Raw genomic sequence first — 17,202 nt, 5'->3', positions numbered from 1 at the left:
ATATTTGAACACTAAACAAACAGTTCTGTAATCATCAATCAATTACAAAGTAAAACTGTAAGGAGAAGAAAGATGAAGAGATTAAGGAAATACAGCGTTTATTTGCTTGGAGCAACACTGATAAGCGGGTGCGATAGCAGCTATCACACTTTTAACGGCGTTTCAGGCTTTTCTTATGAAGAAATAAAACCGCATACTTATCAGCTGAGCTATACAGGCTCGCCAAAAGACAGATTAATTGATGTGGAAACTATGTTGCATCACACGGCACGAGAACTCTGCCGCGGCGGTGCGTATAACCTCTCTGAGAAGAGGTCTATGGTAGAACGCGCCTCTACCCAATTAACCGCGGCGGGAAGCGATGAATCAGTCCATAAAGTCGAAGGTGAGCTACAGTGCCTGGCACCAAACTACGCCTTACACATGCAGAACTCTTTCTTATTTGGCAAAAACTTTGCCACCAATGAACTTAAACGCAGGGGTTCCTCTGACTAATTGCTCACGGGCAAACAAGCTTCCGCATTGCGGGCATACACATGGGGTCTGAGTAAAATCTTCTCTGATTCTCTCTTTGAAGCATTTGACTAGAGACCCCTTCCCCCCCTTACGATATTTATAAAGCAAAGCTCTGCACTTAGCGCAGTAAACATCGACAGTAGTCACCGGCCCCTTTTTATTAGGTTTTGCCATTCAAGTGTTTCTATTCCAAGATTAAGTCATCGGCAGGATAGCGATCTATTCTCGAATTGTCATGGAACTTCTCCGCAAGGAATAAGCACGATGGGATACTTCAGTAAGCCACTTATTCTTACATTGTTTTGGCTTTCCCTCACGAGCCTTCAAAGCCACGCAGCCCCCATTGAGGCTCAACCCGAACTATCGGTAAAAACTCAGTATCAACATCCCAACGGCTTACCTATCTATACAAATTCGCTGGTAAATGAAATTTCACCTTACCTTCGCCAACACGCCCATAACCCTATTGAATGGAATAGCTGGTCCGCAAAACCGTTAAAGAAAGCTAAAGAAACAAATCGGCCTGTCTTTATTTCAATTGGCTATTCAACCTGCCATTGGTGCCACGTGATGGCAGAAGAGAGCTTCGATAATGAAACGATCGCAACCCTTTTAAATGAAAGGTTTATTAGCATTAAGATAGACAGAGAGCAACATCCTGCGATCGATAGTTTCTATATGCAAGCTGCGACTATTCTAAAAAGCCAGAGGGGCTGGCCCCTAACAATTCTGGCCACCCCGGATGGTATGCCATTCTTTATCAGCTCCTACCTAACCACTGATCAACTTGCTGAAACACTTAATAATTTCTCAGAGCAATGGCAGAAAACACCGCAAAAACTACAGGCCAAAGCAAACGAAGTACAGCAGCAGATTGCTGATATGAACAGGGAGACTGAAGCAGAGGTACAAGCTGTTAATCAATACCAAACGGAAGCAACAGTTTTCTGGATGAGCCAATACGATGAGTTTAACGGTGGCTTTGGAAACGTCTCCAAATTCCCGAACGCTCCCGTTCTTGAATTTCTCCTCTACCAATCCCTGCTCAACTCCGATTCCAACCTATATGACGCCATCCTCCATACACTAAACGCGATGATGAATGGCGCAATTCACGACCAACTAGATGGAGGATTTCACCGCTACACGATCGATCCTGAATGGCAAACACCTCACTTTGAAAAAATGCTCTATGATCAGGCGCAGCTGGCTCGACTGTATTGTTCTGCGTACGCCATCACCGGGGACCCTGAATACTCCAGGACGCTGAGGTCGACACTACAGTTTATTGAACAAAGCCTTCAAGCACCGAACATGCTTTTTTATTCGGCCATAGATGCCGGAGATAAAGAAAATGAGGGTGCCTATTATCAATGGTACCGATCAGAACTCGCATCTGCTCTGACAGAAGAGGAGTTCGACCTGACCACCGAATACTTTGGGTTAAACAACCAAAGTGAATTCGAGGGGCCTTATACGCTTACTCCAGCTATCTCGCCCCGGGAATACATCTTAGAAAACGGCATCAATACGCACCGCTTTATCAAACTGCTAAAATCCATCAAAGCGAAACTTGCTACACAAAGAAAGCTTCGACCACACCCGCATATCGACAAAAAAATTATTACATCATGGAATGCAATCACCATCAGCATGCTCGGTGCTGCAGCCAAATGTCTTGATGATCCTGACCATCTAATTACCGCTAAGCAAACGGCGGATGCTCTATGGAGCAAGCATAAAGTCAGCCACGGCTTGCTTAGAGATAGTGTAAAAAACCGAACAGGCGCATGGGGAACACTTGAAGATTACGCTCAGTTTGCCCTGAGCAATCTTGATCTGTACGACCTTACTCAGGAAAAGAGATGGCTTAAACGTGCAGAAATACTAACGCAGGAACTGGTAGATAAGTTCTGGGACCAAAGCAAAAAGCGTCTTTTCCTTACTGAAAAACAACACCTCACTCCTTTCAATCTAAGTAGCCAGACAGACTCCGCCAAACCAGGGGGCCATTCACTTGCTTATGGACTCTTCCTACGCATGAGCACAGTGAGCGAAGACCTGCGCTACCCCGAACTAGCAAAAGAATTACTTAACTCTCTTTCTACCCAACTGAAACAAAGCCCCGAGCAATTTAGCCACTTGCTTAAGGCACATCTGGCCGCCCAATACCCTATAGGCTCCATACAAAGTTTTGCCAAAGGCTCTGGACTCGCTTCACTGGAAAAAAGTGAAACAGGGTTTAAGCTGGCCCTCAATATAGAACCAGGTTGGCATCTGACAGCGACATCTGCCGATCAAAAGCTCAAAGGCTTAAAAATTAAGGCATCATGGGCTAAGAAGATTGATCTGCCCAAACCCAAGAAAAGCACACAACAGCTATCCAGCGCCCCTATGTGGGTTTACCAGCGGCAGACTGAAATTAACCTTGAACCTAATCAAACCAATACAACAGTCCTACTTGATCCCATCCAGGTAGAGCTTCAAGCATGCGGCAACAATGTTTGCCTTGCCCCGGAAACACTCTACTTTTCCCCCCGCCTGGCGGAATAAAGCCAAATAAAAAGCGGGCTTATGCCCGCTTTAAAAGATCTAACCGCAATTCAAGCTGAAATCATTAAGCTTTAAATTGGTTCACAAGGGATGTCAGCCTCTGCTCTAACTGGGTCATTTCAGACGTCGTATTCGACAGCTGATCAGCATTACTGGAGGCTCTTTCAGAGATATCAGCAATGTGTTGAATACTTCTGCTTAGCTCATCAGCAACCGAAGTCTGCTGCTCAGCCGCTGTAGCAATCTGAGTACTCATGCCACTGATATCACTCACAGCCGTAGTAATATTATTCAGCTGCTCACCGGTATGACCTGCTTTTTCAACAGTCTCATCTGTTTGTACCCGGCTACGCTCCATCTCCTGTACAGCCTGACGTGCTCCACTCTGAAGCTTCTCAATCATCGACTGGATCTCATCCGTACTTTGCTGAGTACGATTAGCCAGTGTTCTTACCTCATCAGCAACGACCGAGAACCCACGCCCTTGCTCGCCGGCACGAGCAGCCTCAATCGCAGCATTTAGTGCCAGAAGGTTGGTTTGGTCCGCAATCTCTTTAATAACGTTAATAACGGTACCAATATGCTCGGAATCCTTATCCAGCTGCTCAATAACGCCAGCTGCATTGTTCACTCCTGACTGAAGCGACTGAATAGAAGAGATCGTTTCATTTACAACCCGCTGACCGCCAATCGCAGATTCATCCGCTGCTTGTGCTGAATGGGACGCATTGGTTGCATTTGATGACACTTCCTGGACAGCCGCAGCCATCTCATGAATCGCTGCTGCCACTTGTTCTGTCTCTCGGCGCTGCTCATCAACGTCCTGACGGGTATGATCCATTACCCCTGTCATACGAGCAGTCGCTGACGAAAGCTCCTCAATAGACCCCTTAACTTCAACAATCAGAGTCTGGATTTTCTCAGCAAATGCATTAAAGCCATGTGCTAACTCACCCACTTCACCTTTAGCATTAGTATCCAGGCGTTTACTCAGATCGCCTTCACCTTCACCAATATCTTTCAAGGCTGCAGCTGCAGCTGCCAGTGGATTCGCAATACCATTAGAGAAGATGACCGCAAGGAAACCAAACACGATAACAAAGCCACCGCCAATCATCAGGATGAACATCATCGTATTGGAAATTTCGTCTTCCAGTACCTCTGTCGCTGCAGCGACCTGATCATCGATGTCATCAATATAGAAACCAGTCCCTACCATCCATTGCCACTTATCCATGCCAACGGCATAACTCAGCTTATCAACATCAGCATTTTTAGATGGCTTGGTCCAAACATAAGTGAGGTACCCACCGCCTTTCTTCGCAGAATCAATCAACTCTTTCACGATCAAGGTACCGTTAGTGTCCTTCAACCCCATCAGGTTCTTACCTTTTAACTGAGGTTTAGGGCGCGTTGCCAGATTGGTACCATCGTATTTATAAACAAAGATATAACCATCCCCTTTCTCTCCGTAAGTCAGATTGGTCATTATCTCTAAAGCTTTGTCTTCTGCGACGGTATCTCCAGGTGCGGCATTGTCGTAAATATGCTGCACAGACGAAACGGCAAGATCAATATAGCTTTTCAGTGAATCCTGCTTACTTGCCATCAACTCGCTGCGCAGCTTTTCGATCTGATGTTCACCCAATACCCTTAACTGAGTATTTGCAACAAACATGACGACACCAAGAACCGCCACTAAAGGAATGATTGTTAACAGAAGCATCTTCTGCTTCAGCTTCATATTGCCCATTATTAAGTGCACTCCCACTCTGGTCATAACATCACGAAATGTAACGTTATTGACTTACTGGCTTTGTAGTTATGGTTGGTAGTTTGAACTACTCTTTTTTCTAGTATAAACGATGACCCTTGTACTTTTACTATGACAAAGGTCAAGCAGCTTTTAACTCGATACGATTCCCGTCAGGATCTTCTATATAAACAGAACTTCCAAACCCAGAAGCGCCATTTCGCCTTTCTACTGAGCCATAAGGCACAGAGTTCCTTCCTAAATAGGGCAACAACACTTCTGGTTCGAAAGGCGAAATCTGCAGACAGAAATGATCTACATTACTGCACTTTTCAAGCAGATCGACAGGCTTTAGGTCGATAAGCGATGAGCCCGCCTTTAATTGATACAATTCGGGCTTGTCCAGCTTGCGAACAAGTTCACAGCCCAAAACATCAATGTAAAAGCGAAGGCTTTTATCTACATCGGCCGTATTCACTACGATATGGTCAAGTTTCTCGATCGAAAAACACATACCCCACCAATCGGTTCAGATAGCAACAGCGCCTGCGCATTGGCTAACCCCGAACCAAAACGACACTAAAGAGCCCTGCAATTACTACTATAGAACGTATCTCGTAATAAGCAAAAGTCATTGTATATCAGGCAATTGCTTTGTCTAATGACTTTTCGCGATGTAGTTATTTCCTCATTTATCCAATTCCAATAAACTGGATTCATTATCTTTAATGATCTAATGGAACAATTATGTTGAAGTCACTCACCAGCCTGGCACTCTGTCTGGCATTATTTGCAGGAAACGCTTTCGCTGAAAGCAACCCAAAAGTTCTGATGAAAACCAATAAAGGTGATATCACCCTGGAACTTTTTCCTGAGCAGGCCCCTGAAACCGTAAAAAACTTTTTAGAATATGTGGATAGTGATTTTTATGACGGCACTATTTTCCACCGCACCATCGCGGCATTTATGATTCAGGGTGGCGGGTTTACAGAAGATATGAATCAGAAAGATGTTCACGATCCGATAAAAAATGAATCAGGAAATGGGCTAAGCAACAAACAGGGAACGATTGCTATGGCGCGGACTAATTATCCGCACAGTGCAACATCGCAGTTTTTCATCAATGCGGTAAACAACCGGAACCTGGATGCTCGCGGAAATCGTTTTGGTTACGCAGTATTCGGTCAGGTAACTGACGGGATGGACCTGGTCATTCAGATCAGTCGCACCCCAACAGGATCAAAAGCAGGACATAGGGATGTACCTAAAAGCCCCATTATCATCGAGTCAATTGAGAGAATCGAAGCTGAATAAGACTACAGTTTCACATTTCTCAATCGGTTAGCATTACTTACCACGGTAACCGAAGACATAGCCATAGCCGCCCCGGCTATGGCTGGGTTTAGCAGCACACCAAACACTGGGAACAACAGCCCCGCCGCGACAGGAATAGCAAGGCTGTTATAGATAAATGCGCCAAACAGATTCTGGCGAATATTTCTCACCGTATGCTTGGAAAGGCTCATTGCTTTATTAACCCCCCGCAAAGAGCCTGAAATAAGGGTTACATCTGCACTAGCGATAGCCACATCAGCGCCCGTACCAATGGCATACCCCAAATCGGCCTGAGCCAGTGCAGGCGCATCATTGATACCATCACCGACCATTGCAACGACATGACCTTCACTCTGCAGATCGGCGACAACCTGACGCTTATCCTCAGGCTTCACCTCTGCTATGACACGATCAACGTTGACCCTGTCACCAATAATCTGAGCTGTTTTCTGGTTATCGCCTGATAATAAAATGACACGCAGACCTGCTTCCTTCATTTCATTAATTGCGATAAGCGAATCCTCTTTCACAGGGTCTGCAATACCTACCAACGCACAAACAGAACCATTACGGCTCACATACACAGGCGTCATCGCCTGCTGGCTCAAATCATCGGCCGCTGAAACAAATGGAGATATATCCACGTTCTGCTCTAGCATTAGTTGCTGATTACCTACGAACCAGTCATTTCCCTGAAGAACAGCGATAACACCTAAACCGGGCAACTCTTGAAACTGCTCGACTTCAAATTGCTGTTTCATCACATACGAATCACAGATAGCCCTGGCCAGTGGATGCTGTGAAAGACTCTCGACCGAGAGCAGCTCCTGAATAATGTGCTCCTGCTCATCTTCGCTAATAAAGAATTCGACTTTTTCAACAGTAGGCTTACCCTGCGTCACCGTTCCCGTTTTATCGAGCAATACGGTAGTGACTTTCTCTGCCTGCTGCAAAGCATCTGCATTACGGATAAGAATGCCTTGCTTCGCCGCTCTTCCTACTGAAACCATAACCGACATCGGTGTAGCTAAACCCAGCGCACAAGGGCAAGCGATGATAAGCACTGTCATCATTGTAATGACGGAATAGGTAAGCTGAGGCTCTGGCCCGAACGCCCACCAAACTAATGCCGTCACCAGAGCAATAACCATTACCACAGGGACAAATACCGCGGCAATTCTGTCAGCCAACTTGCCCAATTCCGGTTTGCAGTTCTGCGCATCCCGAACCGATTCAATAATTTTAGCCAAAACCGTTTGAGCACCGATCTGTTCGACCTGCATGACCAAACTACCAGAGCCATTAATCGTGCCCCCGACCAATTGATCATCTGCCTGCTTATGAATAGGCAGAGACTCTCCGGTGAGCATCGATTCATCAACATGGCTTTCCCCAGTTAACACGACCCCATCGACTGGGACACTCTCACCAGGTCGAATTCTTACCTGATCACCCGGAGCCAATAGTGCTACCGGGACTTCCTTCTCTTCACCCTCTCTTAAGCGAATTGCTGTAGCAGGCTGAAGATTCATCAGACTGCGAATCGCCTCGCCCGTGTTCTTTCTCGCGCGCGCCTCCAGCGCCTGACCAAGAAGAATAAAACCGAGAATCATCACTGAAGCTTCGTAATATAGATGACTGGCTTGTTCGATCAGTTGTCCACCCGCCAAGACATAGATAATAAGACCTGTTGAGTAAACCCATGCAGCCCCAGTACCCAATCCTATCAGCGTATCCATGTTGAAACTTCTACGCTGAATAGACTGCAAAGCACCTTTGTAGATGTGACCCGCACAAAACCACATGATGGCAAGGGTAAGCAGGCCAATGACAGCACCTTGAAGTAAACCAGTCCCTAAGGTCAGATCAGGCATAAATCCCAGCCAGCCCTGCACCATCAAAAGGAAACCAAAGCCCAGCGCTATAAGGCTACGCTTAATCGTCAGATGATAATGGGCCAATTCCGCGGCTTCGGCCTGCTCTAAACCATCATTATCATCCAGCGGAACCGCTCCATATCCAGCTGCCTCAACCGCGCTAATAACATCAGACACATCGGTTTCGGAAGATACCGTCAGACTGCGGTCGGCAAAATTTACCGAATAATCGTCGATGCAATCAGATTGTTTTAAACCTTTCTCCAGAGACCGGACACAACCTGCGCATTTAACACCCTGCAGAGATAAACGATAGACCATTTTTGCACCTAAAATGATGGGATTTATCTATAGAATAAACCCTGAAGTAAACTTCAGGGTCAAGCGGAAATCAGAAAGGAATTAGCGAGGCTTTTTTTCCAGCGCAACGTAGCTGCCGGTAAGACGTAGCGCAACTTTATCCTGTTGAAGGATTTCGATGACCAGATCCATCCGGGCACGCCCTTTTGCATCCATTTTTTCATCAAACTGCTGCAAAACATTGCGTTCTGGCAGTGAAGTGGCTGCGGTGAAATCAGAAGTCACCGGTAGAAAATACTCTAGATGGCTATCTCTGATGACAACATCATCATTACGGCCCTGCTCCCTCAGATAGAGCGTCACAATACTCCAACCGCAGAGTGTCGCCACTGTTGCCAAAGAACCGCCAAAACCTGTGCCTTTATCATTTACATTAGGTTCCAGCTCAGCCGACATCTTAAGCTGTTGGCCATCCCACTCCAATGGCAGAAAGCCCATATGGTTAATGAGTGGGATCTGACCTTTAAGCCATTCCAGAAATTCATCTGCGGTCTTTTGCTTATCCGTCACGCTTCTCTCCTGTCCATGTCTGAACATAATCTTCCGTATTATGAAGTGGAACTTTCTTAAGCTTCTTAGGCGTTCCCAAGTAGATGTAACCGATCAGGGTCTCATTAGCAGCTAAACCTAACCCCTCTCGTACAACGGAATGATACGCCATATCCCCCGTTCTCCACATCGCTCCCAAACCCATCGCATGTGCCGCATGAAGGATATTCTGAGCCGCACAACCTGCGGCAACCTCTTGCTCAAGCACAGGTACTTTAGGGTGTTCCTGAGTAGAAGCGATCACCACAATTAAAGTAGGCGAGCGCATAGGCATATTACGAACTTTATCCTGACGATCCTCAGGCAGATCAGGGTTATCCTGAAGAGAAGCCTTTAAAAATAGCTCACCCAGGTTATTACGAGCCTCCCCTGACACCGTTAGAAAGCGCCACGGTCTGATCGCACCATGATCAGGTGCACGCATAGCGGCCTGAAAAATACTCTCCAATTGGGTATCGGTTGGGCCTGGCTCTACAAGCACTGGGCAGGAAACACGATTATGTAACAGTTCTATTGCTTGCATGGGGATCCTTACTGTCTGCTCAGGCGAAGATTATCGATATCATCACAATCACTACTGCGGAAAGGATTGATGTCTAACCCTCCACGACGCACATAACGTGCGTACACATTAAGAGACTCAGGCTGGCAGCACTCCCAAATATGCATAAAAATATTTTCTACACACTGCTCATGGAAATCTCCATGCTCACGGTATGAAATGATATATTTCAACAGCCCTTCACGGTCAATCTCTTTACCACGATAACTAATGCCGAGCGTTGCCCAATCTGGCTGCCCGGTCACCGGACAGTTAGATTTAAGCAGATGGCTGTATAGCACCTCTTCAACCTGATCTTCGCCTGTTGTCAGCAACGCAGGTTCCGGCGAATACTGAGTAATCTCTACATCCTGATTATCTATACAGAAACCGGTAAACTGACCAAACTCCGGCGCCTGATCCGGATGATAAATTCGTACATCGACCCGCCCATTAGCCGCCTTGGACAGATCGCTAATCAGGCGCTCCTTAACCTCTTCCTCACTGTCAAACTTGCTCAGGTTGAAAGAGTTCAGGTACAGCTTAAAAGACTTGGATTCGATGATATTTTCTGAATCAGCAAAGATTCTAAACTCAGCTAGGCGTACTTCAGGCTTACCGCGCAGGTTCAGCCAGGAAAGCTCGTACGCATTCCAGATATCCACACCCTGAAAAGGCAGTTCCTTACGCAGAACACCCTGTTCAGCCCAGTTAATATCTCTGGCAATAGGATACAGAAGGCCTGGATCATAGCTATTAACGTATTCAGTACCCTGACCTAACGGGGAGTTAGTAATTACTTCATGCTCTTTCATTAGCTGCGGATACCTTTACCGTTTTGTAGCAGATAGAGTGCGTAAGAAAACAACACCGTAATAAACAGGACTATGATAGCAAAGGCAAAGCCCACATTAATATCACTCACCCCCAGAATACCGTATCGGAAGGTATTCACCATATAGAGAATCGGGTTCAGCTGCGACACGCCCTGCCAGAACTCAGGTAACAACTGGATAGAGTAGAACACACCACCCAGGTAAGTCAGCGGTGTCAGTACAAAGGTTGGAATAATGCTGATGTCATCAAACGAATTAGCAAACACTGCATTAATAAAACCGCCAAGCGCGAACAGCACTGAAGTCAGAAAAACCACCGCAATGGTCACCAGAGGGTTTTGCACCTGCAGATCAGTAAAGAACAGCGACAGCATCGTCACGATCAAGCCAACCCCTAAACCACGAGCAACTCCACCGATAACAAAACCGCTGAGTATGACCCAGTTCGGTGTAGGCGATACCAACAACTCCTCAATGTTGCGCTGAAACTTGGTGCTATAAAACGAAGAAACAACATTACTATAGGAGTTAGTGATCACTGACATCATAATCAGTCCGGGAACGATATACTCCATGTAGTCAAAGCCACCCATCTCACCAATTCGACTGCCAATCAGGTTGCCAAAAATGATGAAATACAAGGTCATTGTAATGGCCGGCGGCAGCAGCGTCTGAGCCCAAATTCGCGTAAAGCGGCGTATTTCCCGACGAACAATAGTCCAGAAAGCAACAAGAATACTATTAACGGTCATGATCGTTCCTAATCCAGATTTTTTTCTACAAGGGAAACAAACAGCTCTTCCAGGCGGTTTGATTTGTTCCGCATACTCTTAACCTCAAGTCCCAGCCCCTCTAACTGGCTAAAGACCGAATTCAAACCCTGCTCTCTTGCGACATCAACCTCAACAGATCCGCCCCCAACTAAACGGGTCACGTATCCTTCCAGCTTGGGCGCAGCTTCTAATTCACTATCAAGATCTAATACAACCGTTTCTATATTCAATTGCTCCAGTAGCGCACGCATACTGGTATTCTGAACAATCTTGCCATGATCAATAATGGCAATATTTCTGCACAGGCTTTCTGCCTCTTCCAGATAATGGGTGGTCAGAATGATCGTGGTCCCGGCGCGATTGATCTCCTGTAGGAAATCCCACATGGATCGTCTCAGTTCAATATCAACACCGGCTGTCGGCTCATCAAGAATCAGCAGTTTGGGATCATGCATCAGTGCACGAGCGATCATTAAACGGCGCTTCATTCCACCCGAAAGCATTCGCGCGGCTCCGTTTCTTTTTTCCCATAAACCCAGTTGTTTCAAGTAATAATCCGCACGTTCATTTGCCACCCCTTTACTGATCCCGTAATAACCCGCCTGAGTGACCAGAATGTCTTTTACATTCTCAAACATGTTGAAATTAAACTCTTGAGGCACCACCCCAAGGTGCATTTTTGCCTTGGTTTTCTCGGTATCAAGGTCATGATTAAAAACCGATACTTCACCCGCACTTTTATTGACTAGAGAAGAGACAATGCCGAGGGTGGTTGACTTGCCGGCCCCATTTGGACCCAGTAGGGCAAAAAAATCGCCTTCCTCAACATCAAAAGAGATATCTTTTAATGCCTCAAATCCATTACCGTAAGTTTTCCGCAAGTTTTTAACTGATAACGCTAAGGTCATGCCTTTATCCTGGGTATTTACAAAGAAAACACTGGGCTGCAACTCATCCCGCCGAAAAGAGTTTTTCAGCAGATCTAACTTGCGGACAAATGTGATTTTTTCAAGCTATCTTTATGAAGATACAGATAGTTTTAATACTACTGGCTGCTTTTGGATTCAGCTTATAAAATGTGCCTCCAGTTAACCGGGAGACAGGAATGACATCTTACCAAATTCACCACCTGAATTTCTTAAAAATTGCTTACAACAATTTCATTAATCGTGAACCGTTCAAGTCTGAAGAACTGGTTCAGGATGATCTCGACTTCATTGAGGAATTTAAGGAGTTGATTGAAGCATTTACAGAATCCAAACCCGGTGTCCACGATCATGGCCAGGACTTTATCGACAAGGCCTTTCGCCGTTACCCGGAGCTCGCCCATTTGATCGCCCGCGATCTGCTTTGGTACTTTGGCGGTAATAACCTGCATAACATGACTGATGATGAGATTGCCAAATTTCAGCGTCTCGACGAAATGCGTTTTGAAGCCGAAGACAAAGGCGAAGAGTTCGATTACATCAATAAAAGAGCAGGCCTGTTCGGCCAGAATTAAACCGCCCTTTACGAAGTCATCACTCGAATGAGATCTCAACTGCCTGATTCATAACAAAATCGGGCAGCTCTTCTGCTGGCAATGGGCGGCTAAAGTAATAGCCTTGTATCAAATGGCACCCATGGGTTCTTAGATACGAGAGCTGCTCACTTGTCTCAACACCTTCGGCCAATGCCTCAAGGCCCAAACTTTTCGCCAACACAATGATAGCCTTAACAATCGCTTCGCCTTCCGGATCAGATCCAATATCTCGCACAAAGCTTTGATCAATTTTTAGCGTATTGATGGGCAGTTTTTTTAAGTAACTGAGTGAAGAGAACCCGGTACCAAAATCATCCATCGACAACGAAAGCCCCATCTCCCTGAACTTATGCAGTTTAGGAATGGTGATCTCCGGCTGCTTTAACAGGAAGTTCTCTGTTACCTCAAGATCCAATAAGTGCGGCCTGATTCCTGATTCATCCAATGCTGTCTGAACCGTCCCCATTAGACTCTCGTGCATAATCTGCTGTCCGGCGATGTTCACCCCGATGCGGAAATCCATACCCTGATCATGCCAGATTTTACCCATCCGGCATGACTCACGTAGCACCCACTCCCCTATAGGCACAATCAACCCCTGCTCCTCGGCAAGCGGGATAAATTTTGCCGGAGAGATCATCCCCGCCTCAGAGTGTTGCCAGCGCAGCAGCGCCTCAACCCCCATGACATTACCCGTTCGGGTATCGATCTGCGGTTGGTAGAATATTCGGAATTCATCTTTTTCCAATGCCCGCCGCAGGTCATTCACCAAAGAAAAGCGTTCATAGCGCTGGCTGCCCTGTTCATCATGGTAAAAGCGTAGTTGATTTTTACCGCTCTCTTTAGCGTCAAACATCGCTACATCAGCATGCTGGATCAGACTCGTGACATTATCGCCATGGTCCGGATGCAGTGAGATCCCGATACTGATCGTACTGAAAATCTCGTAACCATCAATAAAGAACGACTGCCTGAAGGCCCTGATAATATGCTGCGCAACATTCTCAATTTCTCGAATATTCGCCCGCCCCTCCAGCAGAACCGTAAATTCATCTCCCCCTAAGCGAGCTAATACCCCATCATTGCAGATGATGTTTTGGATACGTTCTGCCGCTTGCTGCAATAGCTCATCCCCTACCGGGTGACCTAAAGAGTCATTCACGTCTTTAAATGAATCCAGGTCGCAGAACAAGATAGCCAGAATACCGTTCTTTTCCTGATAGCGTTTGATCGCCTCATCAACCTTTTCAGTAAACAGTAAACGGTTGGGTAAAGCGGTTAACGGATCATGATTAGCCATCCAGACCAGGCGTTTTTCAGCATGCATTCGCTCGGTCAGATCCAGACCGATTGTCAGAACCCTGATATCGCCACCGGGGACGCTCAAAACGGAATGCAACCAGGAAATCTGCAACATCTGCCCGTTACTGGAACGTATCGATGCCTCCATCTGAACTTTATGCTCTTTGCGCTCAATCAGATGAGCCAGCAACTGCCTATGCTGAGGTAGCGATCCAGTTTCATGGTTCAGCTCCAGAAATCCCATCATCTTGGCTTCAGATTCACTAATCCCCAGAACCTGCTGACCGAAGCGATTGAGTGTTTCAACACGACCGTTATCATCCTGGGTGATAATGATAGCCTCAGCAGTATCCAGCAAACTGGTCACCAGATCCCTTTCTGCTTCTAACTGAACCGAACGCTCCGTTAGGTTTTGTGCCCTTTCCAGCAAAGAGGTTTCAAGCCTTTCCAGCTTATAAGAGAGATCAACCGTACTACTTTTTAAAAGATCCAGTTCATCTTCAAAAAAGCCCGAACGGTTGTTAATACCCAGGCGCTTTCTTATCTCTTCAAACGCGCTATTGGCAAGCAATGGCAGTGCTTCAGAGACATCTGAAATCGTCCGGAATGGAGCCCGTAAAAACGCAAGCTGAGCGATAGCTGCAATCAATAAGCCGACGCCGGAAATAAACAACTCATGTAATAGATCCTGGCGCGCTTCTTCATAACGCTTGGTATTTTCATCAATCAGTATCCAATAAGCCCGTTCAGCCTCAGCGCCCTGGGGCGGTTCTAAAACGATCTGATAGCTCCGTCCATTATTATCCAGCTCAAAAATCCCGCCCTCAGCCGGAATATTGAACTGGTTCACTAACTTATTAAGCAGGGTAATATTTTCGGTCTTCTGGGTAAGGTATTTTAGGTCCAACTTCCACAATCGCGCAGAATTGGGGGTGCCACGTGGTTGAACTGCCAATCCAATGTCACGACCACTCTGACTCTTAAAATCGAGAATAATGTCATGCAGTGCGCGGCCTACTACCAATACACCGATACTCTCTTCACCTAGTCTTACAGGTACGGCGACGAAACGCAGGCAGTCCTCACGGCAATGAAAGTAGCGAACAGGCTCTTCAGCATCGAGAACACCTGAAATAACATTGACCGGCAGTTGTATCTTGATGCCTAACTTGTTGTAGGCACCGCCAAAACTGTCATAAAGATACACCGCATCAAGAGAACCATTCAGCAGAAAGCCCGGAAAGAAATCATCTAATGCCGCGACATAATCTTCAGCGGTGACAGATTTTCCTTTCATCTCCTCTACAAACTTAGGAATGATCTCAGCGACTTCGACTAAACGATCGTAAGAGGAATCAACCAGCCCCTCCAGGATAGCCAGATCTCTCTCTGCTGCCTGCCCCCTTTCCTGCTCAACCCGCTTAGTTAGCTGGTAATAGGAGTAAAAGCCATAGCCCAAATGAACTACAGCCAACACAAGCATCAGGTTTATAAAAACCTTCCAACGTAAACTAAAAAAAGATCTTTCCTTAGATGTCTGCATTCGTTCAGAACCTGTAAGTGGCCTGCAGTGACAGCATATCCCAGTCTTCTTCTGTATCGGAAGCCACCGGATTGTCCTGAACAGCTAACCAGCCTGTTCCTTCAATCCTGTGCCACTCAGCTCTGACCAACCAGTTCTTGGCCGGGCGCCACCCCACACCCAGAGTCCAGTCAAAGGCATACTGGCTATGCGCCGGCCGACCTGACAGTGCTTCCGCTCTCTTTCCGTCACGATCATTCTTATCTATGTATAGTATATCTCGGCGTATAAAGAGACTGAGCTGATCATTAATTCTGCGTTCCGCCTGCACGTAATAAGATTCACTCACATTTTTTGGCTGTAAAGCATACAAACCACCCAGGCTTCCCCAGCTAATGGACTGACGCATATATTCACTCGTGAAACTCCAGTGCTGAAGGTTGTACTGCAGAGAAAATGCGAGGATACCTATATCAACATCACCATCCCCTGGTGCCCCTGGTGCAGGTGAATCCGGCCCATCAAAATCGAAATAGAAATTCCCGTAGTTCAGCCCTGCAACCCAACTATAGTCATGAGGTCGGTATTCTGTACGGAAAAGATAGCCCTTACTGGAACTAAACTCCCCATCCCAGTCTCGATTGAGATAAGCAAACTCAATATTCTTATCTTTGCGGGGAATACCAGCAACCAGTTCGCTATCCCAAACCCCACTATCAAAGAACTTTCTGCCATATAGGCGTATACCATCTGATGAAAGCTCTAAATTACGCGCTTTATCAAAATACAACGATTGCGGAAGGACAATAGATGGCCGGGTAAATGAGACATCACGGGTTTTATTGTACAAACCGAAGGGATTTTTGTTTCGCCCAAAGCTGATACCTGCACTCCCGTTTTGATCCTCAAAAAAGCGGTAATCCAAAAGAAGGTAGTCAATCACGGGATCGCCATCATCAACACCACCCGCAAGACGCGAAACCGCCTGCCCACTTAACAGAAGATCGTCTTTAAGATTCCAGGCACCATTGATCCCCAATTCCCGAAAATCAAAACTACCGTTCTGACTATCCCCGTAAAAGTTATTGTTATCTGTATAAAAGTAGCCCTGGGTGACAAAGCCATTCACTTCATAATTATCACCCGCAACAACGGGGTTCGAGAGATAAAGCAAAAAGATGATCGAGGCAGTGCGCCTAGTCCACTTGTAAGACTTTAACATCATCCCCTCCCTGGAATTTCGGATCCTGAATATAGCCAATTGCTCCCGCTGTCGATTTTACTCTTTCAAGCATCTCACGATGATTTGCCACGACAATAGGGGATTGCCCGGCGCCTGAAAACACCGCCCGGTCCCAGATTTTGATTAATTGGTACGGAAATAACCCCAGCTCCTGCTTCACAAATTTCTTATGAGGAGGTTGATACGGGGGGAGTATAAAAACACGAACAGCCTGACCATCCGGCCAAGTCCGGGCCCGCATAGAAAAGACAGAGAGCAAGTAATGACGACTCACCTTGTCTATAGAAACGTCAGAATTGACGATCACCTCAGACAAAGCAGTCCTTGGCAACAACAACAGCAATAGAACCAGAACTCTGATCATATAATGCAGCCAACCACATCCTGTGAAACAAACGAGTATGACCCACCAGCGATAAAGATATCCCAGTTAAAGTCACAAAACATTGTTTTATTCTAGACGAGCCTGAGCACATACGCTGTAAAACATATGTTTAATTAGACTAAGGAAGTATAAAAG

At 46.2% G+C, this 17,202-nt stretch carries 15 protein-coding genes; 4 read left to right on the top strand and 11 right to left on the bottom strand.

Going from position 1 to position 17,202, the window contains the following annotated elements; translation table 11 throughout:
* Nucleotides 1-72: 72 nt before the first annotated feature.
* Together MED92_RS19100 and MED92_RS15785 are read left to right on the top strand one after the other, a co-directional pair.
* Nucleotides 73-495, top strand: coding sequence for a hypothetical protein (locus MED92_RS19100; protein ID WP_007022578.1), 423 nt, complete (start codon nucleotides 73-75; stop codon nucleotides 493-495).
* Nucleotides 496-780: 285 nt separating this feature from the next.
* On the top strand, nucleotides 781-3,069 hold the full coding sequence (locus MED92_RS15785) for a thioredoxin domain-containing protein (RefSeq protein ID WP_007022576.1): 2,289 nt from the start codon (nucleotides 781-783) through the stop codon (nucleotides 3,067-3,069).
* A gap of 64 nt (nucleotides 3,070-3,133) precedes the next feature.
* Here MED92_RS15785 and MED92_RS15780 read toward each other — a convergent pair whose 3' ends face one another.
* Together MED92_RS15780 and MED92_RS15775 are read right to left on the bottom strand one after the other, a co-directional pair.
* On the bottom strand, nucleotides 3,134-4,822 hold the full coding sequence (locus tag MED92_RS15780) for a methyl-accepting chemotaxis protein (RefSeq protein WP_007022575.1): 1,689 nt from the start codon (nucleotides 4,820-4,822) through the stop codon (nucleotides 3,134-3,136).
* Nucleotides 4,823-4,964: 142 nt separating this feature from the next.
* Entirely contained in the window at nucleotides 4,965-5,336 is a 372-nt protein-coding gene (locus MED92_RS15775) for a VOC family protein (protein ID WP_007022574.1), read from the bottom strand.
* Between the two features lie 233 nt (nucleotides 5,337-5,569).
* Here MED92_RS15775 and MED92_RS15770 point away from each other — a divergent pair, with 233 nt between their 5' ends.
* Entirely contained in the window at nucleotides 5,570-6,136 is a 567-nt protein-coding gene (locus tag MED92_RS15770; RefSeq protein ID WP_007022573.1) for a peptidylprolyl isomerase, read from the top strand.
* Nucleotides 6,137-6,138: 2 nt separating this feature from the next.
* On the opposite strand, the gene MED92_RS15765 is transcribed toward MED92_RS15770, so the two are convergent.
* From MED92_RS15765 to MED92_RS15740, 6 genes are all read right to left on the bottom strand, one after another.
* A complete protein-coding gene (locus tag MED92_RS15765; protein ID WP_007022572.1) occupies nucleotides 6,139-8,355 on the bottom strand; it encodes a heavy metal translocating P-type ATPase in 2,217 nt (738 codons plus the stop codon).
* An 81-nt stretch (nucleotides 8,356-8,436) separates the two neighbouring features.
* Entirely contained in the window at nucleotides 8,437-8,904 is a 468-nt protein-coding gene (locus MED92_RS15760; RefSeq protein ID WP_007022571.1) for a YiiD C-terminal domain-containing protein, read from the bottom strand.
* A complete protein-coding gene (locus MED92_RS15755; protein ID WP_007022570.1) occupies nucleotides 8,894-9,466 on the bottom strand; it encodes a nitroreductase family protein in 573 nt (190 codons plus the stop codon). The genes MED92_RS15760 and MED92_RS15755 overlap by 11 nt, the downstream gene beginning before the upstream one ends.
* A gap of 8 nt (nucleotides 9,467-9,474) precedes the next feature.
* Nucleotides 9,475-10,299: an NADPH-dependent 7-cyano-7-deazaguanine reductase QueF gene (queF, locus tag MED92_RS15750; RefSeq protein ID WP_007022569.1), complete on the bottom strand. Its 825-nt coding sequence runs from the start codon at nucleotides 10,297-10,299 to the stop codon at nucleotides 9,475-9,477.
* Nucleotides 10,299-11,072, bottom strand: a complete 774-nt coding sequence (locus tag MED92_RS15745) for an ABC transporter permease (RefSeq protein WP_007022568.1) — start codon at nucleotides 11,070-11,072, stop codon at nucleotides 10,299-10,301. Before MED92_RS15745 ends, queF begins: the two co-directional genes overlap by 1 nt.
* An 8-nt stretch (nucleotides 11,073-11,080) precedes the next feature.
* The gene (locus MED92_RS15740; protein WP_007022567.1) at nucleotides 11,081-12,001 is read right to left on the bottom strand and encodes an ABC transporter ATP-binding protein; all 921 of its coding nucleotides are present in this window, start codon (nucleotides 11,999-12,001) and stop codon (nucleotides 11,081-11,083) included.
* A 197-nt stretch (nucleotides 12,002-12,198) separates the two neighbouring features.
* Here MED92_RS15740 and MED92_RS15735 point away from each other — a divergent pair, with 197 nt between their 5' ends.
* Nucleotides 12,199-12,594, top strand: a complete 396-nt coding sequence (locus MED92_RS15735; RefSeq protein WP_007022566.1) for a PA2817 family protein — start codon at nucleotides 12,199-12,201, stop codon at nucleotides 12,592-12,594.
* Between the two features lie 19 nt (nucleotides 12,595-12,613).
* Here MED92_RS15735 and MED92_RS18710 read toward each other — a convergent pair whose 3' ends face one another.
* From MED92_RS18710 to MED92_RS15720, 3 genes are read right to left on the bottom strand one after another with little or no spacing between them, the layout of a single operon-like run.
* Nucleotides 12,614-15,460 (bottom strand): bifunctional diguanylate cyclase/phosphodiesterase, encoded by a 2,847-nt coding sequence (locus MED92_RS18710; protein WP_007022565.1) that lies wholly within the window; start codon nucleotides 15,458-15,460, stop codon nucleotides 12,614-12,616.
* A 4-nt stretch (nucleotides 15,461-15,464) separates the two neighbouring features.
* A complete protein-coding gene (locus MED92_RS15725; protein WP_007022564.1) occupies nucleotides 15,465-16,661 on the bottom strand; it encodes a porin family protein in 1,197 nt (398 codons plus the stop codon).
* Nucleotides 16,636-17,046 (bottom strand): hypothetical protein, encoded by a 411-nt coding sequence (locus tag MED92_RS15720; RefSeq protein ID WP_007022563.1) that lies wholly within the window; start codon nucleotides 17,044-17,046, stop codon nucleotides 16,636-16,638. Before MED92_RS15720 ends, MED92_RS15725 begins: the two co-directional genes overlap by 26 nt.
* Between the last annotated feature and the right edge of the window lie 156 nt (nucleotides 17,047-17,202).

Source organism: Neptuniibacter caesariensis (genome assembly GCF_000153345.1).
Taxonomy (GTDB): Bacteria; Pseudomonadota; Gammaproteobacteria; order Pseudomonadales; family Balneatricaceae; genus Neptuniibacter; species Neptuniibacter caesariensis.
Note: the sequence above shows the minus strand (reverse complement) of the source record. Positions and strands in the feature narration are given on the sequence as shown.